Source organism: Motiliproteus sp. MSK22-1 (genome assembly GCF_001968815.1).
In the GTDB taxonomy this organism is placed as follows: domain Bacteria; phylum Pseudomonadota; class Gammaproteobacteria; order Pseudomonadales; family Balneatricaceae; genus Motiliproteus.
The window spans coordinates 51,483-69,276 of the sequence record NZ_MIEQ01000022.1 but is presented as its reverse complement, the minus strand read 5'-3'; the positions used below and the strand labels follow the sequence as shown (position 1 = coordinate 69,276).

General features: G+C 48.0%; 16 protein-coding genes. 3 read left to right on the top strand and 13 right to left on the bottom strand.

The genetic code is table 11. The features are described from left to right. Positions 1-95 precede the first annotated feature (95 nt). Positions 96-572 (top strand): CDP-archaeol synthase, encoded by a 477-nt coding sequence (locus BGP75_RS03465; protein WP_076715171.1) that lies wholly within the window; start codon positions 96-98, stop codon positions 570-572. 9 nt (positions 573-581) lie between these two features. Here BGP75_RS03465 and BGP75_RS03460 read toward each other — a convergent pair whose 3' ends face one another. From BGP75_RS03460 to BGP75_RS03445, 4 genes are all read right to left on the bottom strand, one after another. Continuing rightward, entirely contained in the window at positions 582-1,538 is a 957-nt protein-coding gene (locus tag BGP75_RS03460) for a metallophosphoesterase (protein WP_076715169.1), read from the bottom strand. Between the two features lie 218 nt (positions 1,539-1,756). Beyond that, entirely contained in the window at positions 1,757-2,551 is a 795-nt protein-coding gene (locus BGP75_RS03455) for a thymidylate synthase (RefSeq protein ID WP_076715167.1), read from the bottom strand. Positions 2,552-2,558: 7 nt separating this feature from the next. After that, positions 2,559-3,374, bottom strand: coding sequence for a prolipoprotein diacylglyceryl transferase (lgt, locus tag BGP75_RS03450; RefSeq protein WP_076715165.1), 816 nt, complete (start codon positions 3,372-3,374; stop codon positions 2,559-2,561). Positions 3,375-3,579: 205 nt separating this feature from the next. Continuing rightward, entirely contained in the window at positions 3,580-4,380 is an 801-nt protein-coding gene (locus BGP75_RS03445; protein WP_076715163.1) for a sulfite exporter TauE/SafE family protein, read from the bottom strand. A gap of 173 nt (positions 4,381-4,553) precedes the next feature. On the opposite strand from BGP75_RS03445, the gene BGP75_RS03440 reads away from it, so the two are divergent. Then, complete coding sequence (locus tag BGP75_RS03440; RefSeq protein WP_076715161.1) at positions 4,554-5,390, top strand: NRDE family protein; 837 nt, start codon at positions 4,554-4,556, stop codon at positions 5,388-5,390. A 3-nt stretch (positions 5,391-5,393) separates the two neighbouring features. Here BGP75_RS03440 and ptsP read toward each other — a convergent pair whose 3' ends face one another. Then, positions 5,394-7,679 (bottom strand): phosphoenolpyruvate--protein phosphotransferase, encoded by a 2,286-nt coding sequence (gene ptsP / locus BGP75_RS03435; RefSeq protein WP_076715159.1) that lies wholly within the window; start codon positions 7,677-7,679, stop codon positions 5,394-5,396. A gap of 4 nt (positions 7,680-7,683) precedes the next feature. After that, positions 7,684-8,232, bottom strand: a complete 549-nt coding sequence (locus BGP75_RS03430; RefSeq protein WP_076715157.1) for an RNA pyrophosphohydrolase — start codon at positions 8,230-8,232, stop codon at positions 7,684-7,686. A gap of 289 nt (positions 8,233-8,521) precedes the next feature. Between BGP75_RS03430 and BGP75_RS03425 the strand changes: the two genes are divergently transcribed. Next, entirely contained in the window at positions 8,522-9,187 is a 666-nt protein-coding gene (locus tag BGP75_RS03425; protein ID WP_076715155.1) for an HAD family phosphatase, read from the top strand. Here BGP75_RS03425 and BGP75_RS03420 read toward each other — a convergent pair. The 7 genes from BGP75_RS03420 to BGP75_RS03390 form a co-directional block, all read right to left on the bottom strand. Beyond that, positions 9,184-10,221: an NADP(H)-dependent aldo-keto reductase gene (locus BGP75_RS03420; RefSeq protein ID WP_076715153.1), complete on the bottom strand. Its 1,038-nt coding sequence runs from the start codon at positions 10,219-10,221 to the stop codon at positions 9,184-9,186. The two genes, BGP75_RS03425 and BGP75_RS03420, sit on opposite strands and share 4 nt — an antisense overlap. Positions 10,222-10,279: 58 nt before the next feature. Further along, complete coding sequence (locus BGP75_RS03415; RefSeq protein WP_076715151.1) at positions 10,280-11,473, bottom strand: class I SAM-dependent rRNA methyltransferase; 1,194 nt, start codon at positions 11,471-11,473, stop codon at positions 10,280-10,282. Between the two features lie 139 nt (positions 11,474-11,612). Then, a complete protein-coding gene (gene gcvH, locus BGP75_RS03410) occupies positions 11,613-12,005 on the bottom strand; it encodes a glycine cleavage system protein GcvH (RefSeq protein ID WP_076715149.1) in 393 nt (130 codons plus the stop codon). Positions 12,006-12,080: 75 nt separating this feature from the next. Next, entirely contained in the window at positions 12,081-13,184 is a 1,104-nt protein-coding gene (gene gcvT, locus BGP75_RS03405) for a glycine cleavage system aminomethyltransferase GcvT (RefSeq protein WP_076715147.1), read from the bottom strand. 239 nt (positions 13,185-13,423) lie between these two features. Continuing rightward, positions 13,424-14,839, bottom strand: a complete 1,416-nt coding sequence (locus BGP75_RS03400) for a UbiH/UbiF/VisC/COQ6 family ubiquinone biosynthesis hydroxylase (protein WP_076715145.1) — start codon at positions 14,837-14,839, stop codon at positions 13,424-13,426. A 133-nt stretch (positions 14,840-14,972) separates the two neighbouring features. Beyond that, the gene (gene ubiH / locus BGP75_RS03395) at positions 14,973-16,280 is read right to left on the bottom strand and encodes a 2-octaprenyl-6-methoxyphenyl hydroxylase (protein ID WP_076715143.1); all 1,308 of its coding nucleotides are present in this window, start codon (positions 16,278-16,280) and stop codon (positions 14,973-14,975) included. Then, the gene (locus tag BGP75_RS03390; RefSeq protein ID WP_369832096.1) at positions 16,277-17,788 is read right to left on the bottom strand and encodes an aminopeptidase P N-terminal domain-containing protein; all 1,512 of its coding nucleotides are present in this window, start codon (positions 17,786-17,788) and stop codon (positions 16,277-16,279) included. Before BGP75_RS03390 ends, ubiH begins: the two co-directional genes overlap by 4 nt. Positions 17,789-17,794 lie beyond the last annotated feature (6 nt).

Below are 17,794 nucleotides of genomic sequence, written 5' to 3'. Positions count from 1 at the left end.
CGGGAGAATTCGAACACTATACTCAAGTAAGTGTCCAACTTCTTATCAACGTCTCTTCGAGAGCAATAGTCCAGTGGACTGACTGCGGACAATTTATGCTGGAACTTCAGCTTTTAGCGCTGCTTCTGATTACCAATGGCTTACCCATTCTGGGTAACTATATCCTCGGTCCCTGGAACAGTCCTCTGGATAGTGGCTATCGATTAATAGATGGACAATATTTATTGGGTCCATCAAAATCCTGGGGTGGCCTCCTGTTCTCCATAAGCCTGACACCCTTGGCGGCCTCGATCATGGGGCACGGGGTGCTGTTTGGATTATATTTTGCCTTGGCGGCTATGGCTGGAGACCTTATTTCCAGTTTCTTAAAACGACGATTGAAACTCCCCTCCAGCGCCAGATGCTATGGCATCGATCAGATCCCAGAGTCCTTTCTACCACTCATTGTCAGCTGCTATTACATGAAAATAAACAGTCATCAGGTTGTCCTGATAATGCTTATATTCATTATTGCAGCGGTATTGCTATCACGGCTTCTCTATCTGCTCAATATAAAAAACAGGCCCTATTAGTTCGCCGGATCATGAAAACTCGCTCTTGGTTTCTATAAGGCTCAGTCGGTGAAGAGTGATTTCCGGAGGGCAGTTAAAACGAACGGGAAGTATGGAAGTTCCAACACCTCTGGAGGTGTAACCCTGCATACCACCATAAGACCAGCTTCCTCTACCAAGTGTACGAGGGCAATGAGCTTCAAGAATAATGGGGACCCCTCCCGGCAGGCATATTTGACCGCCATGAGTATGACCACAAAACATAACCCTGAATCCCGCGTGAGTTGCCTGACGGTAGATTTCCGGTGTATGGGATAACAAAATGCTAAAAGATCCCTTAGGGATATCCTCTGCAGCTTTCTCAAGATTATCGACCCGGTAGTAATGCGCATCGTCAATCCCTGCAATACTGAGCTGCTGCTCATTTCGTTGCAGACACACAGACTCATTTAACAACATTCGAATTCCCAGAGATTCCATCACTGATACCATCCGTATACTGTCATGATTGCCAAGCACTGCATAAACAGGAGCTGTCAGCACACCCGCCAAACGCTCCATCATAGGAAACAGCTGATCAATGGGGCCAGAGGTTGAAGCCCTGTAATCTCCGGTTAACACGCAAACGTCATAATCAAGATCAGCTATTGCCTCAATCATCTGCTCTGAAGCCTGAGGATCCATATCCAAGTGCAGGTCGCTCAGGTGCAATAGCGTGACTCCATCAAAGGAACTCGGCAGGTTATCAAAATAAAACTGATTACGTACGACCTTCAGATCCCTTGCATTCCTATTGCCACGACCATAAAGCCCGCTTATCTTTAAGCCGAGCTTTAGCAACTGATAGACATAAGGGGAATTTTCCAAATGGAGGAAATTTAAACCACCGCCAAAAACTCGCTGAGGAGGCCCTTCGATACCAAGACGCAGCTTAAGATGCATCCGCCCAATGCGCTCTTCAAGGGGTTTTATATTGGAACCGTCCATTCTGATCCTACCTCAAACCACGCAATAAAAGGTTTCCGCAACAATCTGAGATCAACACTTACAGGGGTAAGTATAATGGGAGAATAGAAGGAGGATGACGATATCCTCACTATTATTGAAAATAACTTGCGAACAGAAAGTCAGCTCAGTCAGTCTGGTCTCAGGACGCTGGATCAGACTGACTGCTGAAAGATTCCGGTAGGAAGAGAAATCCGAACCTAAACCGCTATTGGAGCCGATATATGAGGATGGGATTGATACCCCTGAAGATCGAAATCCTCAAAACGAAAGGCAAAAATATCCTTTACCTCAGGATTAATATTCATCACCGGCAACGGATACGGCTCTCGGCTTAATTGCAGGTTTGCCTGATCCAAGTGATTTGAATAAAGATGCGCATCGCCAAAGGTATGAATAAAGTCTCCTGACTTTAAATCGCAAACTTGCGCAATCATCATCGTCAACAGCGCATATGAAGCAATATTAAACGGCACCCCTAAAAACACGTCTGCACTGCGTTGATAAAGCTGGCAGGATAGATGCCCATCAGCTACATAAAACTGAAACAGAGTATGGCAGGGAGGTAAGGCCATTTTATTAACTTCTGGCACATTCCAGGCACTGACGATCAAACGACGGGAATCGGGGGAGTTTTTTATCTGCTCGATAAGTAAGCTGATCTGGTCAATGGCTTCACCTTCAGGTGTCGGCCAGGATCTCCATTGGTGTCCATAAACAGGTCCCAGATCACCATTCTCATCGGCCCATTCATTCCAGATATTGACCCCGTGATCCTTCAGGTACTTGATATTAGTATCACCCTGCAGAAACCATAAGAGTTCATGAATAATGGACTTCAGGTGACACTTTTTGGTGGTGACTAGAGGAAACCCCTGTCGAAGATCGAAACGCAGCTGATGGCCAAAAACACTCACCGTTCCCGTACCAGTTCGATCACCTTTGAATACACCGTTATCACGCACGTGACGCATTAAATCCAGGTATTGCTGCATAAGCGCGTTACTCCTTCTCACTTTTAGGCTGAGTTTCACCTTCTGAATGCCGGTTAAAAGCTAACCACAGCAATATAAGCCCAATGATAATCATTGGCATTGACAGCAGCTGCCCCATCGACAGCCAATCAAATGCGATAAAGCCCAAGTGTTGGTCAGGCTCTCTGAAAAACTCGATAAAGAAGCGGAAACAACCATAAGCTAAAAGAAACAAGCCAGATACAGCCATAGCTGGTCGAGGCTTACTGGAGAACAACCACAGCAAAACAAACAGCGCAACACCCTCAAGAGCAAACTGGTACAGCTGCGATGGGTGGCGGACAAGGCCATCTGCACGAGGGAATACCATCCCCCATGGTACCTCTGTCGTCCTCCCCCAAAGCTCACCACCAATAAAATTACCTATTCGCCCGGCACCCAGACCGATAGGAACCAGTGGTGCGGCAAAATCAGCCACCTCAAACAATCCTTTGTTGTGCTTTCGGGAAAACAGGGCAAAGGCTGCGATCACACCCAACAAACCTCCGTGGAATGCCATACCGCCTTCCCAGATGGCAAACAACCAAAGTGGGTCTTGCAGAAACTGATCGAAGTTGTAAAACAACACCGACCCCAGGCGTCCACCCAGAATAACCCCGACAGCTGCGTAAAAAATAAGGTCTGAGACTTGCTCCCGATTCCAACCAGAACCTGGACGACCCGCTCGGTAGTTTGCAAGCCACCAGGCACCGGCAAAACCTACCAGATACATTAATCCGTACCAGTGAATCTTCAGTGGCCCTAACTGCAAGGCAACGGGATCAATTTGTGGATAAGTTAACATCGAAACGCAAAGTCCTCATAAGTATCGCCGCTATCTATTTTGGTATTTTCTCAGCAGAGTCTATCTCAGCTAAATCACTATTTAATAGAGATCGATTGTTAGTTAAGGAACCGATTTTCGACAGACAACCAGTATGCCTGTAATCGTTGCCTTGATCTCTAATTGCTCTGAATACCACAGGCCGAAGAGACTTGTTCATAGGTTCTTAGTTGTAGTTGGCGAGCAAAAACCGCACACCAACAACAAATAGCAATAAAGCAAAAACTCGTTTCAGTATGTCCGCAGGCAACCGATGAGCCAACAGGGCACCAAATCGTGCAAAGACAGCGCTGGTCAGTACAATGCCGCAGAACGCAGGCAGGTAGACGTAACCCAGACTCCAGTCCATCAATTTCGGATGCCCCCAGCCTTCCTGAATATTGGTCAACGCTCCCATCACCGCTATCGGTAAACCACAGGCTGCAGCGGTTCCCACCGCTTTTTGCATATTCACGTTATTCCAGCTCAAATAGGGAACTGTCAAAGAGCCTCCGCCAATTCCAAAAAGAGCAGAACCCCATCCAATAATACCGCCAACAACACCAAGCGAAGGTCGCCCCGGCACAGTCCGAGTCGGTTTAGGTTTCAACCCCAACGCCATCTGAACAGCAATAACGATTGCAAAACAACCAATGGCCATCTGCAGACTAGCACCACTAAGACTTCCGGCTGTTTTAGCTCCAGCAATAGCACCCAAACAGATACCAGCCGCCAAAGGCCAAAAAACTGGCCAAAGTACCCCCTCTTTTTTATGGTGGGTACGAATACTGCTGATTGAGGTAACAATAATCGTTGCTAATGAGGTGCCAACCGCAACATGGGTCAAGACTTCTGGAGCCATACCCTGAGCTTCAAAGCTAAACACCAATACCGGCACGATAATAATGCCACCACCAAGACCAAAAAGTCCGGCTATCAAACCCGCGCAAGCACCTAACAATAAGTATGAAACAAGTAGAGTTAACAATAGAAAACCTATTATTGAGCGACTTTCAAGAGCCCGGTATTATCCATCAAGCGTCCACTAAAAACGAGAACAAATCACCTATCATGGTTAAACATGCTAAAGACAGAGATTAAGACAACCGTGACACTCATAAGAAGAAGAGCCAGTAAGCGAAAGGTTCTGAGGAGATCACCATGTGCCTGATTTTAATCGCCTACCATGTACACCCTGATTATCCATTGATTGTCGCAGCCAATCGCGACGAGTTTTACCACAGACCCACCAAGCCAGCCCATATCTGGCCCGACTCATCTCAGGTGCTAGCAGGCTTAGATATGCAACAGGGTGGAACCTGGCTCGGAGTCACCCGGATGGGCCGTTTTGCGGCAGTCACTAATGTTCGCAACGGCTTTGCAGAAAAAAACCCCCAACACCTTTCCCGAGGCCTACTGACCAGAAACTTTCTCACCCAAGAGTGCAGTCCTAGTGACTATATTAAGCAATTAACCGCAGACCGCTATGCTGGTTTTAACCTGCTACTGGCAGATGCCAATTCACTGCATTACTTTACAAATCAGGCAACGGCAGATCCTGGAAAGATCCGCCAGGTTGTTTCTGAGCCAAACAGCACAATTATCGATCAGACCCGTTCACAGCTACAGCCCGGGATTTATGGGCTAAGCAATGCGGCACTTGATACCTCCTGGCCAAAACTGGAAAGAGCAAAAGCCCGCTTAGCAAACATCTGCACTCAAACAACACCAAGCCAGGAACAGCTATTTTGTTTGCTGCAGGATCGTTATGTAGCCGCTGATGATCAACTACCAGATACCGGTATCAGTATTGAATGGGAGCGAAAACTGGCCCCGGGGTTTATTCAAAGCAGCGACTACGGCACCCGTGCCTCTACTCTGGTAATGATACACCGCAGTGGAATCATTGAGTTTATTGAGCAAAATTTCGACAATCAGGGACCTACTGACCTAATTACGCTCAGAATGAAAAGCAACTCAGATGATCATCAGCTCTAAATACTAGCGGGGTGCATTTGATACCGTCGAACGAACCAGCCGCCCCAGCCCGGAATCATGCAGCATCTCAGCAATGAGGGATTTAATCTCCTCCGGGTTATCCTTTTGCAAAACATCTTCAAGTAACTGAGCTGCTTGCTTGGTAGTTACACCACGCACAGCCGACTTGACCCTGGGTAAATTTGTTGAATTCATTGACAACACATCATAGCCCATCGCCATGAGTAGCAATGCTCCACCTGGATCACCGGCCATTTCACCACAGATACTGACTTGTACATGTTCTTTATGGGCTTCACTGACAACAAACTGCAACGCTTGTAAAACTGATGGGTGATAAGAATAATAAAGGCCTGCGACCCTCGGGTTATTGCGATCCACTGCGAGCATATACTGAGTCAGATCATTACTCCCCACTGAAATGAAATCCACCCGGCGAGCAAAGGCCCGCACTTGAAAAGCCGCAGCGGGCACCTCCACCATCACGCCAATATCAGGCTTGATAATTTCATGGCCTTCATCAATCAACTCTGCATGCGCCTGATTGACCAACGCTACACCCTCATCAATTTCCATCACATTAGAAACCATGGGTAACATGATACGGAGATTATCCAGTCCCTCACTGGCTAACAACATGGCTCGAACCTGCACCAGGAATATTTCCGGGTGGTCCAGCGTCACCCGTATCCCCCGCCATCCCAATGAAGGGTTTTCTTCTTCAATAGGGAAATAAGGTAATGCCTTATCACCACCTATATCCAACGTGCGCATGGTCACAACTCGCGGCGCAAAGGGCTCAAGTTGCTTTCGATAACTAATCTGCTGTTCCATTTCGCTGGGGAAAAATTGCTTGATCATAAAGGGCACTTCAGTCCGGTAGAGACCGATACCCTCAGCGCCTCGATCTAAAGACAGCGCAACATCGGTTGCCAGACCAGTATTGACCCAGAGAGGCATAACATGGCCATCTTCAGTCACTGATGGCAAATCACGAATTGCCTCCAACCCTTTACTGAGCTGCTGCTCCTCACGCAGAATATCGTCGTAAAAGCTGCGCATATCCGTAGAAGGGTTGGCAAAAACCCGACCTGAATAGCCATCCAGGATAATATGCTTGCCATGAATTCTGGTGGCGGGAAGATCCACAACTCCCATCACCGTAGGAATGCCCATGGATCGTGCAAGAATAGCAGCATGGGAGTTTCCAGAACCTAAAATGGAAACCAGGCCGATCAGTTTATCTGTAGGCACTTCCCCAAGCATGGCTGGCGTAATCTCTTCGGCCACCAGAATGGTGTCATCTGGATAAGAAACCGGCGTGGATGCGCACTCCTGCTGCATATTAGCCAATACACGACGACCAAGGTCACGTATATCAGTTGCTCTCTCCCGCAAGTAAGGATCATCCATCATCTCAAATTGCTGTACGTGACTCTGCACCACCTGTCGCAGAGCCCCTGGAGCCCACTGTCCCTGATGAATAACCTCTTCGACCTCTCCTGCCAATGCATTGTCATCCAGCATTCGCAGATAAACATCAAATAGCGCCTGGTCTTCGCCTTTTAAGCGCTGAGCCAAACTTCGAGCCACAACCCTAATATCATTTCTGACTTTTTCCAGCGCATGGCGAAAATGGGATAGCTCACCTTCAATATTATCACTGAGTTGATCGGGAACAGCGTCAAGATCAGCAGGTGGGGCAATGACAATGGCCGTTCCTATAGCAACACCGGGAGCTCCGGCAACACCGTCAAACTTGGCGTCATTCCTAACCTTAGAAGTATCCGAACCGACGTTAATTCCGCCAGTCACTTCAGCATGTGCGATAACACCGGCCAACTGAGCAGACATGGTGACCAAAAAAGCCTCTTCACCCTCATCAAAACGACGGCGAGTGGTCTGCTGCACCACCAGCACACCCAGTATTTTACGCTGGTGAATAATGGGAACGCCGAGGAATGCATGAAACTGCTCTTCACCGGTTTCCATCACATAATGGTAAGAAGGGTGTACAGTGGCATCTTCAAGATTAATCGGTTCGGCCCGATCAACGATTTTGCCGACAACCCCTTCAGAAGGAGAAAGACTGACCTCACCAACAGCGTTGGGGTTAAGGCCCTCAGTAGCCATCAGTACATAGTGTTCAGTTTTTGGATCAAATAAATATACGGAACAGACCTGAGTTTTCATTGCACGCTGAATCCTGCGCACAATAATGTTCAGAGCCCCATCCAAGTCCTTAGCAGCATTAACCTCTTGAACGATCTTCCGCAATATATCCAGCATCGGTTTATCCTGATTCCTTAAAACCTGACTCTCGCACACTAGATTCTTGCAGCCCTGAATCTTGCAGAGAGTTAAGCGTCAACCTCACGTGACGTGCCACCAGTTCCTTCAGTGCACTGCGATAAACTTCTCGTTTAAATGAGACCACCTGCCCCAGAGGATACCAGTAACTCACCCATCTCCACCCATCAAACTCTGGTTTTTCCGATTGGTCGACTGCAACCGAATTATCTGCTGCCAATAAGCGTAACAAAAACCACTTTTGCTTCTGTCCAATGCAGATAGGATGGGAATTGTACCGAATCATCCGCCTCGGTAACCGATAACGCAGCCATCCTCGCGTACAGGATACAATCTCTACGTCTTCGGGCTCCAACCCAACCTCCTCCTTCAGTTCACGAAAGAGAGCTTGCTCTGGAGTCTCATCATCATTAATACCACCTTGCGGGAATTGCCAAGCGTTCTGGCCGATGCGGCGCGCCCACAACACCTGTCCCTGACCGTTGGTCAGGATAATACCGACATTTGGACGAAAACCGTCTGAATCAATCACGTAGCTATATCCAGGTTACAATACCACCTATTGTTCCATACTTTTCAGGATTCACCAATCGTGACTTTTGACGACGGGTATTTGAAGCATGCTCCACCCCATCTAATCAGGGTTTCAGAGCACTTATATACCGTACTCTGAACCAGGATCGCATAACAATGAATAAATCCTTGCATTATCAATGCGACAACATTGTCAGCCCGTATGGCAAACATTATGCTGTCCGCAATAGCTGTTAAATACAACATTGGCCCATGCGCTTTTATTACACACACAGGGAGTAACACTTTTGAGTCTCGCGATTTTTGATCTGGACAATACCCTAATAGCTGGTGACAGCGATCATGCCTGGGGTGAGTTTCTGATCGAACAAGGCATTGTCGATGCCCAAAGTTACAAGCAGGCTAACGATCTCTTTTACCAACAATACCAAAGGGGTGAGTTAGATATTTATGCCTATTTATCTTTTGCTTTAGAGCCGTTGACGCAGTTCAGTTTGACGCATTTGGAATCCCTTCATCAACAGTTTATGAAGGACAAGATTGATCCGTTACTGCTACCCAAAGCCTTTGATTTACTTAAAAAACATCGCGACCAGGGAGACTACCTGTTAATTATCACAGCGACCAATCGCTTTATCACGGGTCCGATTGCTGAACGACTCGGTGTCGATGATATATTGGCTTCAGAGCCAGAAATCGTTGATGGTAAATACACTGGACGCATTAGTGGTATTCCCTGTTATCAGGCAGGAAAAGTAGAACGACTTAATCAATGGTTCCAGGACCACGATCAGGATCTAAGGGACAGTTATTTCTATAGCGACTCCCATAACGACATCCCGCTGCTGGAGCAGGTTGATCATCCTGTCGTCGTCGACGCTGATGAGCAACTACTGTCTCACGCAAAGAAGCAGGGCTGGACCATCATAAGTCTGCGGAACCAGGCACGCTAAGGGCAAGGATTGGGACGAGACAAATGTATTGTCTCGATTTCCTTCAATAGATCCGGTGACAATGTCAGCTCAATGCTTGCCAGATTACTCTTTAACTGCTCCAGATTAGTCGCGCCAATAATGTTAGCACCGACAAACCGTCGGCTATTTACAAATGCCAGCGCCATCTGATTTGGAGCCAGGCCATGTTCCTTAGCCAGATCCACATAGCGCTGGGTAGCATACTGCCCGGCATCAGTTAAGTAGCGCGCATAATGAGGAAACAGCGTCAAACGGGCTCCTGCTGGCCGCTGATCACCCAGATATTTTCCCGTCAGTGTACCGAACGCAAGAGGTGAATAAGCCAGCAGATCGACATTCTCTCTTTGCATCACCTCGGTTAACCCCACCTCCAGAGTTCGATTTAACAGACTGTAGGGGTTTTGCACAGAAACCAAAGCAGGCAAGCGGTATTTCTCTGCCAGTGACATGTACTTCATCACCCCCCAAGGGGATTCATTGGATACACCTATTTGACGAACGAGCCCATCTTTGACCAGCTCTGAAAGAGCTTCGAGGGACTCCAGCAAGGGCGTACCGTCTTTTTCCGGTTGATGCTGATAATCATGCTGGCCAAAAAAGTTCACCACCCGATCAGGCCAGTGCAACTGATAGAGATCGATATAATCAGTCCCCAACCGCTGCAGGCTTCCTTCAATTGCAGCGCGAATATTACGTCGGTCCAGATGTATATTGTCCCGAATGTGAGATACGAATGCCCCAGGCCCGGTCACCTTAGAAGCAATAACAACCTGATCCCGGTTGTTATGCTTTTTCAGCCAGCTTCCAATATAGCGTTCCGTCCGCCCCTGAGTCTCAGAATGAGCAGGAATCGGATACATCTCAGCGGTATCCAGAAAGTTCAGTCCGCGAGAAAAAGCATAATCAAGCTGCTGATGCGCCTCTTCTTCAGAGTTCTGTCCACCCCAGGTCATAGTCCCCAAGCAGACTCGGCTGACCTTAAGATCACTGTTTCCTAGCTGACGATATTTCATATCCTTTCCTACCAGACCTGTATAGATTAAAAGATAGCCCTGACATCAGAATCAATTATCAGGCGGGCAGTACCCTCACAAACATTGATTTCAGATAATCTGTTTCTGGAATAGCTGGATGCACCGGGTGATCCGGTCCCTGATGACCCTGTTCTATGATTTGTGCCTGACGATCCAGCTTACGACTGCCGGCACGGATAATATCCACCAGTCTATCCCGCTGCAGATGCATGGAACAGGAGGCTGAAACCAGAATTCCGTCTTTTTCCAACAACCTCATGGCCAACTGGTTGATTCGTTCATAAGCTTTTTCACCATTACGAATATCCTTACGCTTCTGGATAAATGCAGGAGGGTCTATCACTACCACATCAAAACGCTGTTGATCTGCTTTGAGGTCACGTAAGGTATCAAAGGCATCCCCCTGCAAACAATGCACTCTTTCTTGCAGATCATTGATTGTTGCGGCTTCAGAAACAACATCCAACGCTTGCTGAGATGCATCAACACAGGTTACCTCGGCAGCACCGGCATTAGCCGCCTGCAACCCCCAGCCACCCACATAGCTGAAAACATCCAATACCCTTTTTCCTTGAGCATAATGTTGCAGACGGGCGCGATTCATCCGATGATCGTAGAACCAGCCTGTTTTTTGGCCGCTCAGGACCGGTGCCAATAAACAGGTTCCGTTCTCAATCAAAGGTACCAACGCAGGAACATCCCCCAACGCCACTTCCACATAACTTTCCAGATCCTCGGCGCTGCGCATCTTGCCATCATTCTTGATCAAGATTGCATCAGGCTTTAGCACTTGCTCCAGAGCCGCTATTATTTCAGACTTTAACAGTTCCATACCTGCTGTAGAGATTTGGACAACCAAAATCGCGTCAAAACGATCAACCACCAACCCTGGCAAGCCATCACTATCACCAAAAACCAGTCTGTAATAGGGCTCAGAAAAACATCTCTGACGTAACGATAATGCGATTTTCAATCGATGAACCAGTAGAGATTTATCCAACAAAACGGCAGAATCACGGCTGACCAAGCGACCGCAGATCAGATTATTCGGATTCAGGTACGCCACTCCCAGAGACTTTCCACCTGCCTGCTCAACAACAACCTGCTCTCCTTTTGAAAACTGTTTCAACGGAGTTTGCTGAATATCGATCTCATTACTGTAGATCCACACGTGACCGGCACGCAGGCGCTTGTCGGCTTTTGGTTTCAGCCGCAGAGTTTGAAGTAACATAGGATAGCTCTAAAAAATTCAGATGGGGCAGTTAGGGGACCGTCAAAATTAATCCAGAAGGGCTGTTGGAAAACAACCCTTCTGACTAATGCAACAACCTTGCGGCCGCAAGCCCTGAGGCGACCACTGGCAAAATCAATTACTCTTCTGATTCACAAAGTTCACCGTAAGCGGCGGCGTCCAGAAGACCATCCAGTTCAGATTCGTCTTCCAACTTAAGCTTAACAAACCAGCCGTCACCGTAAGGATCTGAATTAACCTGTTCAGGGGAATCTTCCAACTCTTCGTTTACTTCAATAACCTCACCACTGAGCGGTGCATAAAGATCCGAAGCAGCTTTCACTGACTCAACAACGCCCATGTCATCGCTTAGGGCAAAGCTGGATCCAACTTCGGGTAACTCAACAAAAACCACGTCCCCCAGCTGATCCTGAGCATGATCAGTAATACCTATGGTAACAACGCCTTCACCTTCTACACGAATCCACTCATGACTGGATACATACTTCAGCTCAGCCGGAATATTGCTCATTACGCAATCCTCAATCAATATGACAAAACAGAATGATAAGACAAACAGTTAAAAAAAGTCCTTCAGAACCTTTATTTAAGCAAAGACTTGCTTTCCTTGCCTAACAAAACAGGGCTTTACTACAGAAACTTTTATGCGCTTACCACGCATCTCGACTTCAGCACTGGTTGCAGTGGCAGCAGGGACCCGGGCCAAAGCAACTGAATGCCCAAGACTCGGTGCAAAAGAACCGCTGGTTATTTCCCCTTCACCAACCCCTTCAATGATTACTTTTTGATGAGCTCTTAATACCCCTCGCTCTTTAAGCACCAGCCCAACGAGCTTCTCAGGGCAGCCTTTCAGCCGTTGCTGTTCCAGAGCCTTGCGTCCAATAAAATCGCGATCCTCTGGCTCCCAGGCGACACTCCATCCCATATTTGCAGCCAGCGGTGAGACTCGCTCATCCATATCCGAACCGTATAGATTCATTCCAGCCTCCAGACGTAAGGTGTCACGAGCTCCAAGCCCACAGGGTTTAACACCGACAGCTGACAGATCTTGCCAAAACTTACTCACGTCCGCTTCAGGTAGCATTATTTCCAAACCGTCTTCACCGGTATAACCAGTGCGAGCCAAAAACCACTCTCCTGCAGGTGCACCATGAAAAACAGTCAGGCCTGCCAGGGCACTTTTTTGATTATCCGCTAATACAGCCCCTACCTTGTCAATCGCCTGAGGTCCTTGTACTGCAACTAATGCCATTTCTGGCCGCTCAGTCATCGCAACCTCAAATCGCGCAGCATGCTTGTCCATCCAATCAAGGTCTTTCTTCCGGGTACCGCAGTTAACAACCAGCCGGAACCATTCTCCGGCTGAGCCGGGAGTCCCCATCGCATAAACAATCAGATCATCAACAACACCACCATCCTCATTAAGCATCCCTGTATATAATGCTTTTCCAGAAGTATTCAGGCGCCCAACATCGTTTGCCAGAAGGTGACGCAGATAATCTTTGGCATCTCCTCCTTTAACATCCACAACGGTCATATGGGATACGTCAAACATTCCTGCAGAAGCCCTAACCTGGAGGTGCTCTTCTTTTTGTGAGCCGTAATGGAGTGGCATATCCCAACCACTGAAATCAACAATTTTTCCACCCATGTCCAGGTGTTGCTGGTATAAAGCTGTTTTCTGTCCCATAGCCTTTCTCACTCAAATAAAGCTTTTGTCGATCAATTGAGGTCTTTCTCAATTAACCTGAGCCATTCTTAATAAACCAAGGTGTTTACTCGCTCTCAACCCAGGATCAACAAACTATCTCATCAACAATATCTCTCAAATAATGACCACGCCTGACCTATTACCGGGGAATGTATAACTAGCCTTAAATTAATTCAACGCAGATAGACACTTTCACTCCGCCTAAACTTGCCATCAGATTAGTGCACATCCGCTCGGCTACTATTAAGTCGACAAGCCAGCCTTGGGCGCCCGGTGCCTGCGAGGGCCGCTTGATTGTCAATACCCATAGCCCTCTCAGTCAGAAATTGTTTAACGGGGGTTACCCGATCAACCCAGTGCATACCCAGATTTCTCAACCAGTGAACCGGTGGAGGAACCTCTGCATACAAATGCTTAAGGGCCGACATCAACCCAATCATTTGCAGATTTTCTCCCTGCCGGCGACGTTGATAGCGCCTTAACCAGCGACGTTCAGAAAATTCAGCACCTTTATTTTCTGCATTGATCAGCTCTTCCGCCAGCGTAGCAGCATCCAGAAAGCCCAAATTAACACCCTGTCCTGCCAGCGGATGAATGCTGTGAGCTGCATCACCCACCAGAGCAATACACTGATCAACATATTTGGAAGCATGACGCTGTACCAAAGGAAAACTGTAGCGTTTATCAGACTCAACTATCCGGCCCAGTCGGTTTTCAAAGGCTGTCGCAAGAGCGATATTAAAGTCCTGCTCATCCATAGCCATTAATGAACGGGCGTGATCTGGAGAAGTAGACCAGACAATTGACACCAGGTTATCCTGTGGCTCATCACCACTGATCTTGTCGGCACTCTCTTCAGTCGATACCTTGCCTGACGCTGGGCTAACAGACTTAAAGGAACAATCTGGCCCTGAAGAGCAAGTAAGAGGTAACATGGCCAGAGGGCCATCTTCTGTAAAGCGCTGCCAGGCTGTCCGCTCATGACTCTTTGACACTTTAACGGTCGCTACGATCGCATGATGTTGATAATCCCATTCACTCACGGTCAATCCGGCAAGAGAGCGAGTCAAAGAACGCGCCCCGTCAGCTGCGACTACCAGCCTCGCATTCAGACGCTGTCCGTTAGAAAGGGTCAGCTGGCGCCGGGATTTTCCGCTGGTTAAATCATGCTCTACAATTGATAGGGATGTCAGGGAAGCACCACTGATCAGTTCGATATTACTGTGACGAGACATTACCCGGTAAAGAGCCGCCAGGGTGATACGATTCTCAACAATATGGCCCAGGTATGGTTCATACATCTGAGCAGCACTAAAATCGATGGAAGCTGTGCCTTCACCATCCCAGACATGCATATGACTATAAGGACTCACACGCATTTCGGCCATTAACTCCCAGGCTCCGAGATTACGCAATATCTGCTCGGAAGCTAAGGTAAGGGCACTGACCCGGGGATCAAACCCCTGTTTGTTTTGCTGTTGAGTCAAGTCCCAAAGCTCATCTGGCTGATGTGCCTGAGGCTCGATAACAACCACCCGTAGATCCTGCCCACCGAGAGCGCAGGCCAGAGTAAGGCCAACCATGCCACCCCCGACAATGGCAACATCTACAGTCTGCTCTTTAGTATTCTGCATCACTACCTTGTATCACTGTTGTTTTATACCACTTGTCATTCCACTGGGTTGGACACAAGTGTTCCATACTACGCTTAAATCGCAGATAGAAGTGCTCAACTAGAAAATTATCTCTAAGGTACGCTCTTCAATATTATTCTCTAGCCTGGTTAGCAAACGCTGGAGCAGGGATATCGAGCCCCATCGCACTGCGCGCAAACCATTGTTTTGCAATTGGGGAGAGATCCATAGCCAGTAATCCCAGGTTACGGGCAACGACAGCCCCACCGGCCTCGGAGGAAAATAGCCGAGTTACCTGATCACTAAAGCCGATAGTCTTGTCTTGATCCCACTCCAGACGCTGCTCGAACTGTCTTAGAGTCGCCATGGCACCTAAATCAGCTCCCTCTTCCACTGCCTTTACCAGCTGTTCAGATAATGCCAATGCCCCTCTCAACGCCAGGTTAAAGCCCTGACCTGCTATTGGGTGCAAAGTATGGGCAGCATTACCCAATACCACAATTCCCTGCCTGACCTGCTCCCTTACTCGCATCAGTTGAAGTGGATAGCAATAACGTTGACCAACCTGTTGGAAAATGCCCGCACGATAACCAAATTGCTGCTGCAGCTGGTGAAGAAACTTGTCGCCAGAGCAGTTCATTATTTGCTCCGCCTGCTCAGCAGCAATACTCCAGACTAACGCACACCGGGGCTTATTCATGCCATCATTGGTCAGCGGAAGCAAAGCCATAGGGCCAGAAGCAGTAAATCGCTCATAGGCTATGTTCTGATGAGGTCTATCCGGAGTAATATTGGCTACCACTGCATACTGCTGATAGTCCGACTCGTTGTAATCAATGGCCAGTTTTTCTCGTAATGCGGAGCGACCACCATCAGCCATAACAACCAGATCTGCCGTCACGTCAAAAGTACTACCATCCTTCCTCACAACCAATTGCATACCTTTATCCAGAGGCTCGGCACTGATTACTTCGGTTGGGCAGAGCAGGCTGACAGGAGACTCAGCAACCGCATCTGAAGACTTCTTTGCCATAGAGTCAGAGGACAAACCACGACTTAACGCATCCAGTAGCGTTTGTCCCAGCCAACGATTTTCAACAACATAGCCCAAAGCCGGCACTTGCTGGGTTTTTGCCTCCAAACGAACCGCTCCGAAATGCCCACGATCAGAAACCCTGATCTTCTCAATCGGAGAAACCTGTGCCCTAAGGGTATCCCAGACTCCCATCTGCTCTAATAACTTCCGAGTACCAAAGGAAAGCGCTGTCGAACGCGCATCGTAACTGGGCTGGAAGGTTTCTGCTGTGGGTTCAGGCAAGGGATGTGCTTCAAAAACAGCAATACTCAGGGAGTATTTACTGGCAGCCTGAAGTAACGAGACAGCTAAACTCGCTCCCACCATGCCACCACCAATGATGGCTATATCGTAGTGAGATTTCACGACCTTACCTGCACCTCTGAGCTTGTTTCTGCAAAACTTGAACGATCCCGATGTTGTTCTTCTGTCTGTAAATGTTCTCTTTTTATTTTGGCTGTTTTCATCAACGCCTCGATTTGTTCCACGGTTTTGGGTACAGCGGCTGTTAAGATTTCACAACCAGATTCAGTAACCAGTACATCATCTTCAATACGCACCCCCAGTCCCCGCCAACGAGGGTCGACTGTTTCACAATTCGGGGCGATATAGAGTCCAGGTTCAACCGTTAAAACCATACCGGGTTCCAGCGCACGCCACGGTTCCTTAGTCTTACTATCCTTACTACCACGGGCGGGCAACTGATCCGACCCATTGTTGTTCATCTCATCCTGTTCAGCACTGCACTGATCTGCCATATTTTCAGCGGCTTTGTATTCACCAACATCATGCACATCCAAACCAAGCCAGTGTCCCGTACGGTGCATATAGAAGGGTCGATACGCTTCCGACTCAATAAGCGCAGACAATTCTCCCTCCAGCAAACCCAGTTGCAACAATCCCTCAGTCAGTACTTCCACTGCAATTTCATGGGGCCGGTTCCAGGAAGCTCCCGGCTTTATCTCTCCAATAGCCGCTACCTGAGCGTCCAGCACCAATTGGTACAGGGCACGCTGATCTGAAGTGAATGTTCCGTTCACCGGAAATGTCCGGGTAATATCACCAGCATAACCATCCACTTCTGCACCGGCATCAATCAGCACAAGGTCACCCGCTTTCAGTGGGTCACGATTTTCCGTGTAATGCAGGATACAACCGTTAGCTCCACCACCTACGATGGTATTGTAGGCAGCTGAACGTACTCCCTGGTCAGCGAAACAGTAGAGAATTTTTGCCTCCAACTGATACTCCATCAACCCCGGTTCACAATGTTGCATTGCCGATACATGAGCCTCTGCAGACAAAGCCCCCGCAGCCCGCATAACTGCCTGTTCCTGTGGGCTTTTAATTAAGCGCATCTCGTGCAACAAAGGCTCAATATTGCGCAATGTCTGAGGAACAGTGAGACTACTGCGGTGTTTACTTTGAATCTGCTTTCGCCAGTTCTGTATTTGCGAAGACAGCTCTTCATCCTGAGCTAATGGGTAGTAAAGGTCGGTTTTTCCATGCAACAGCTCAACCATCTTTTGATCTAATTCATCGAGGTTATATGCAAGATCGATATTGAAGTTGTCTACCACGCCCTCTGGCCCATAGCGATAACCGTTCCAGGTTTCTTTCTCTGGATCTCGAGGCAAGCAGAACAGCACCGATTGCCCTCCTCCATTTCCATCAGGGAGCAGGAGTAAAAAGCCTTCCGGCTCTGGAAAACCGGTGAGATACAGAAAATCACTGCTTTGCCTGAAAGGGTACTCGGCATCACGATTACGAATACAAAGCTTAGCGCCAGGTAATAACACAGCACTATGGGAGTCAAGCATAGACATCAGTTGCATACGTCTGTGCTGATATTCGGTTTGTGGTATTTTAATCACAAGATA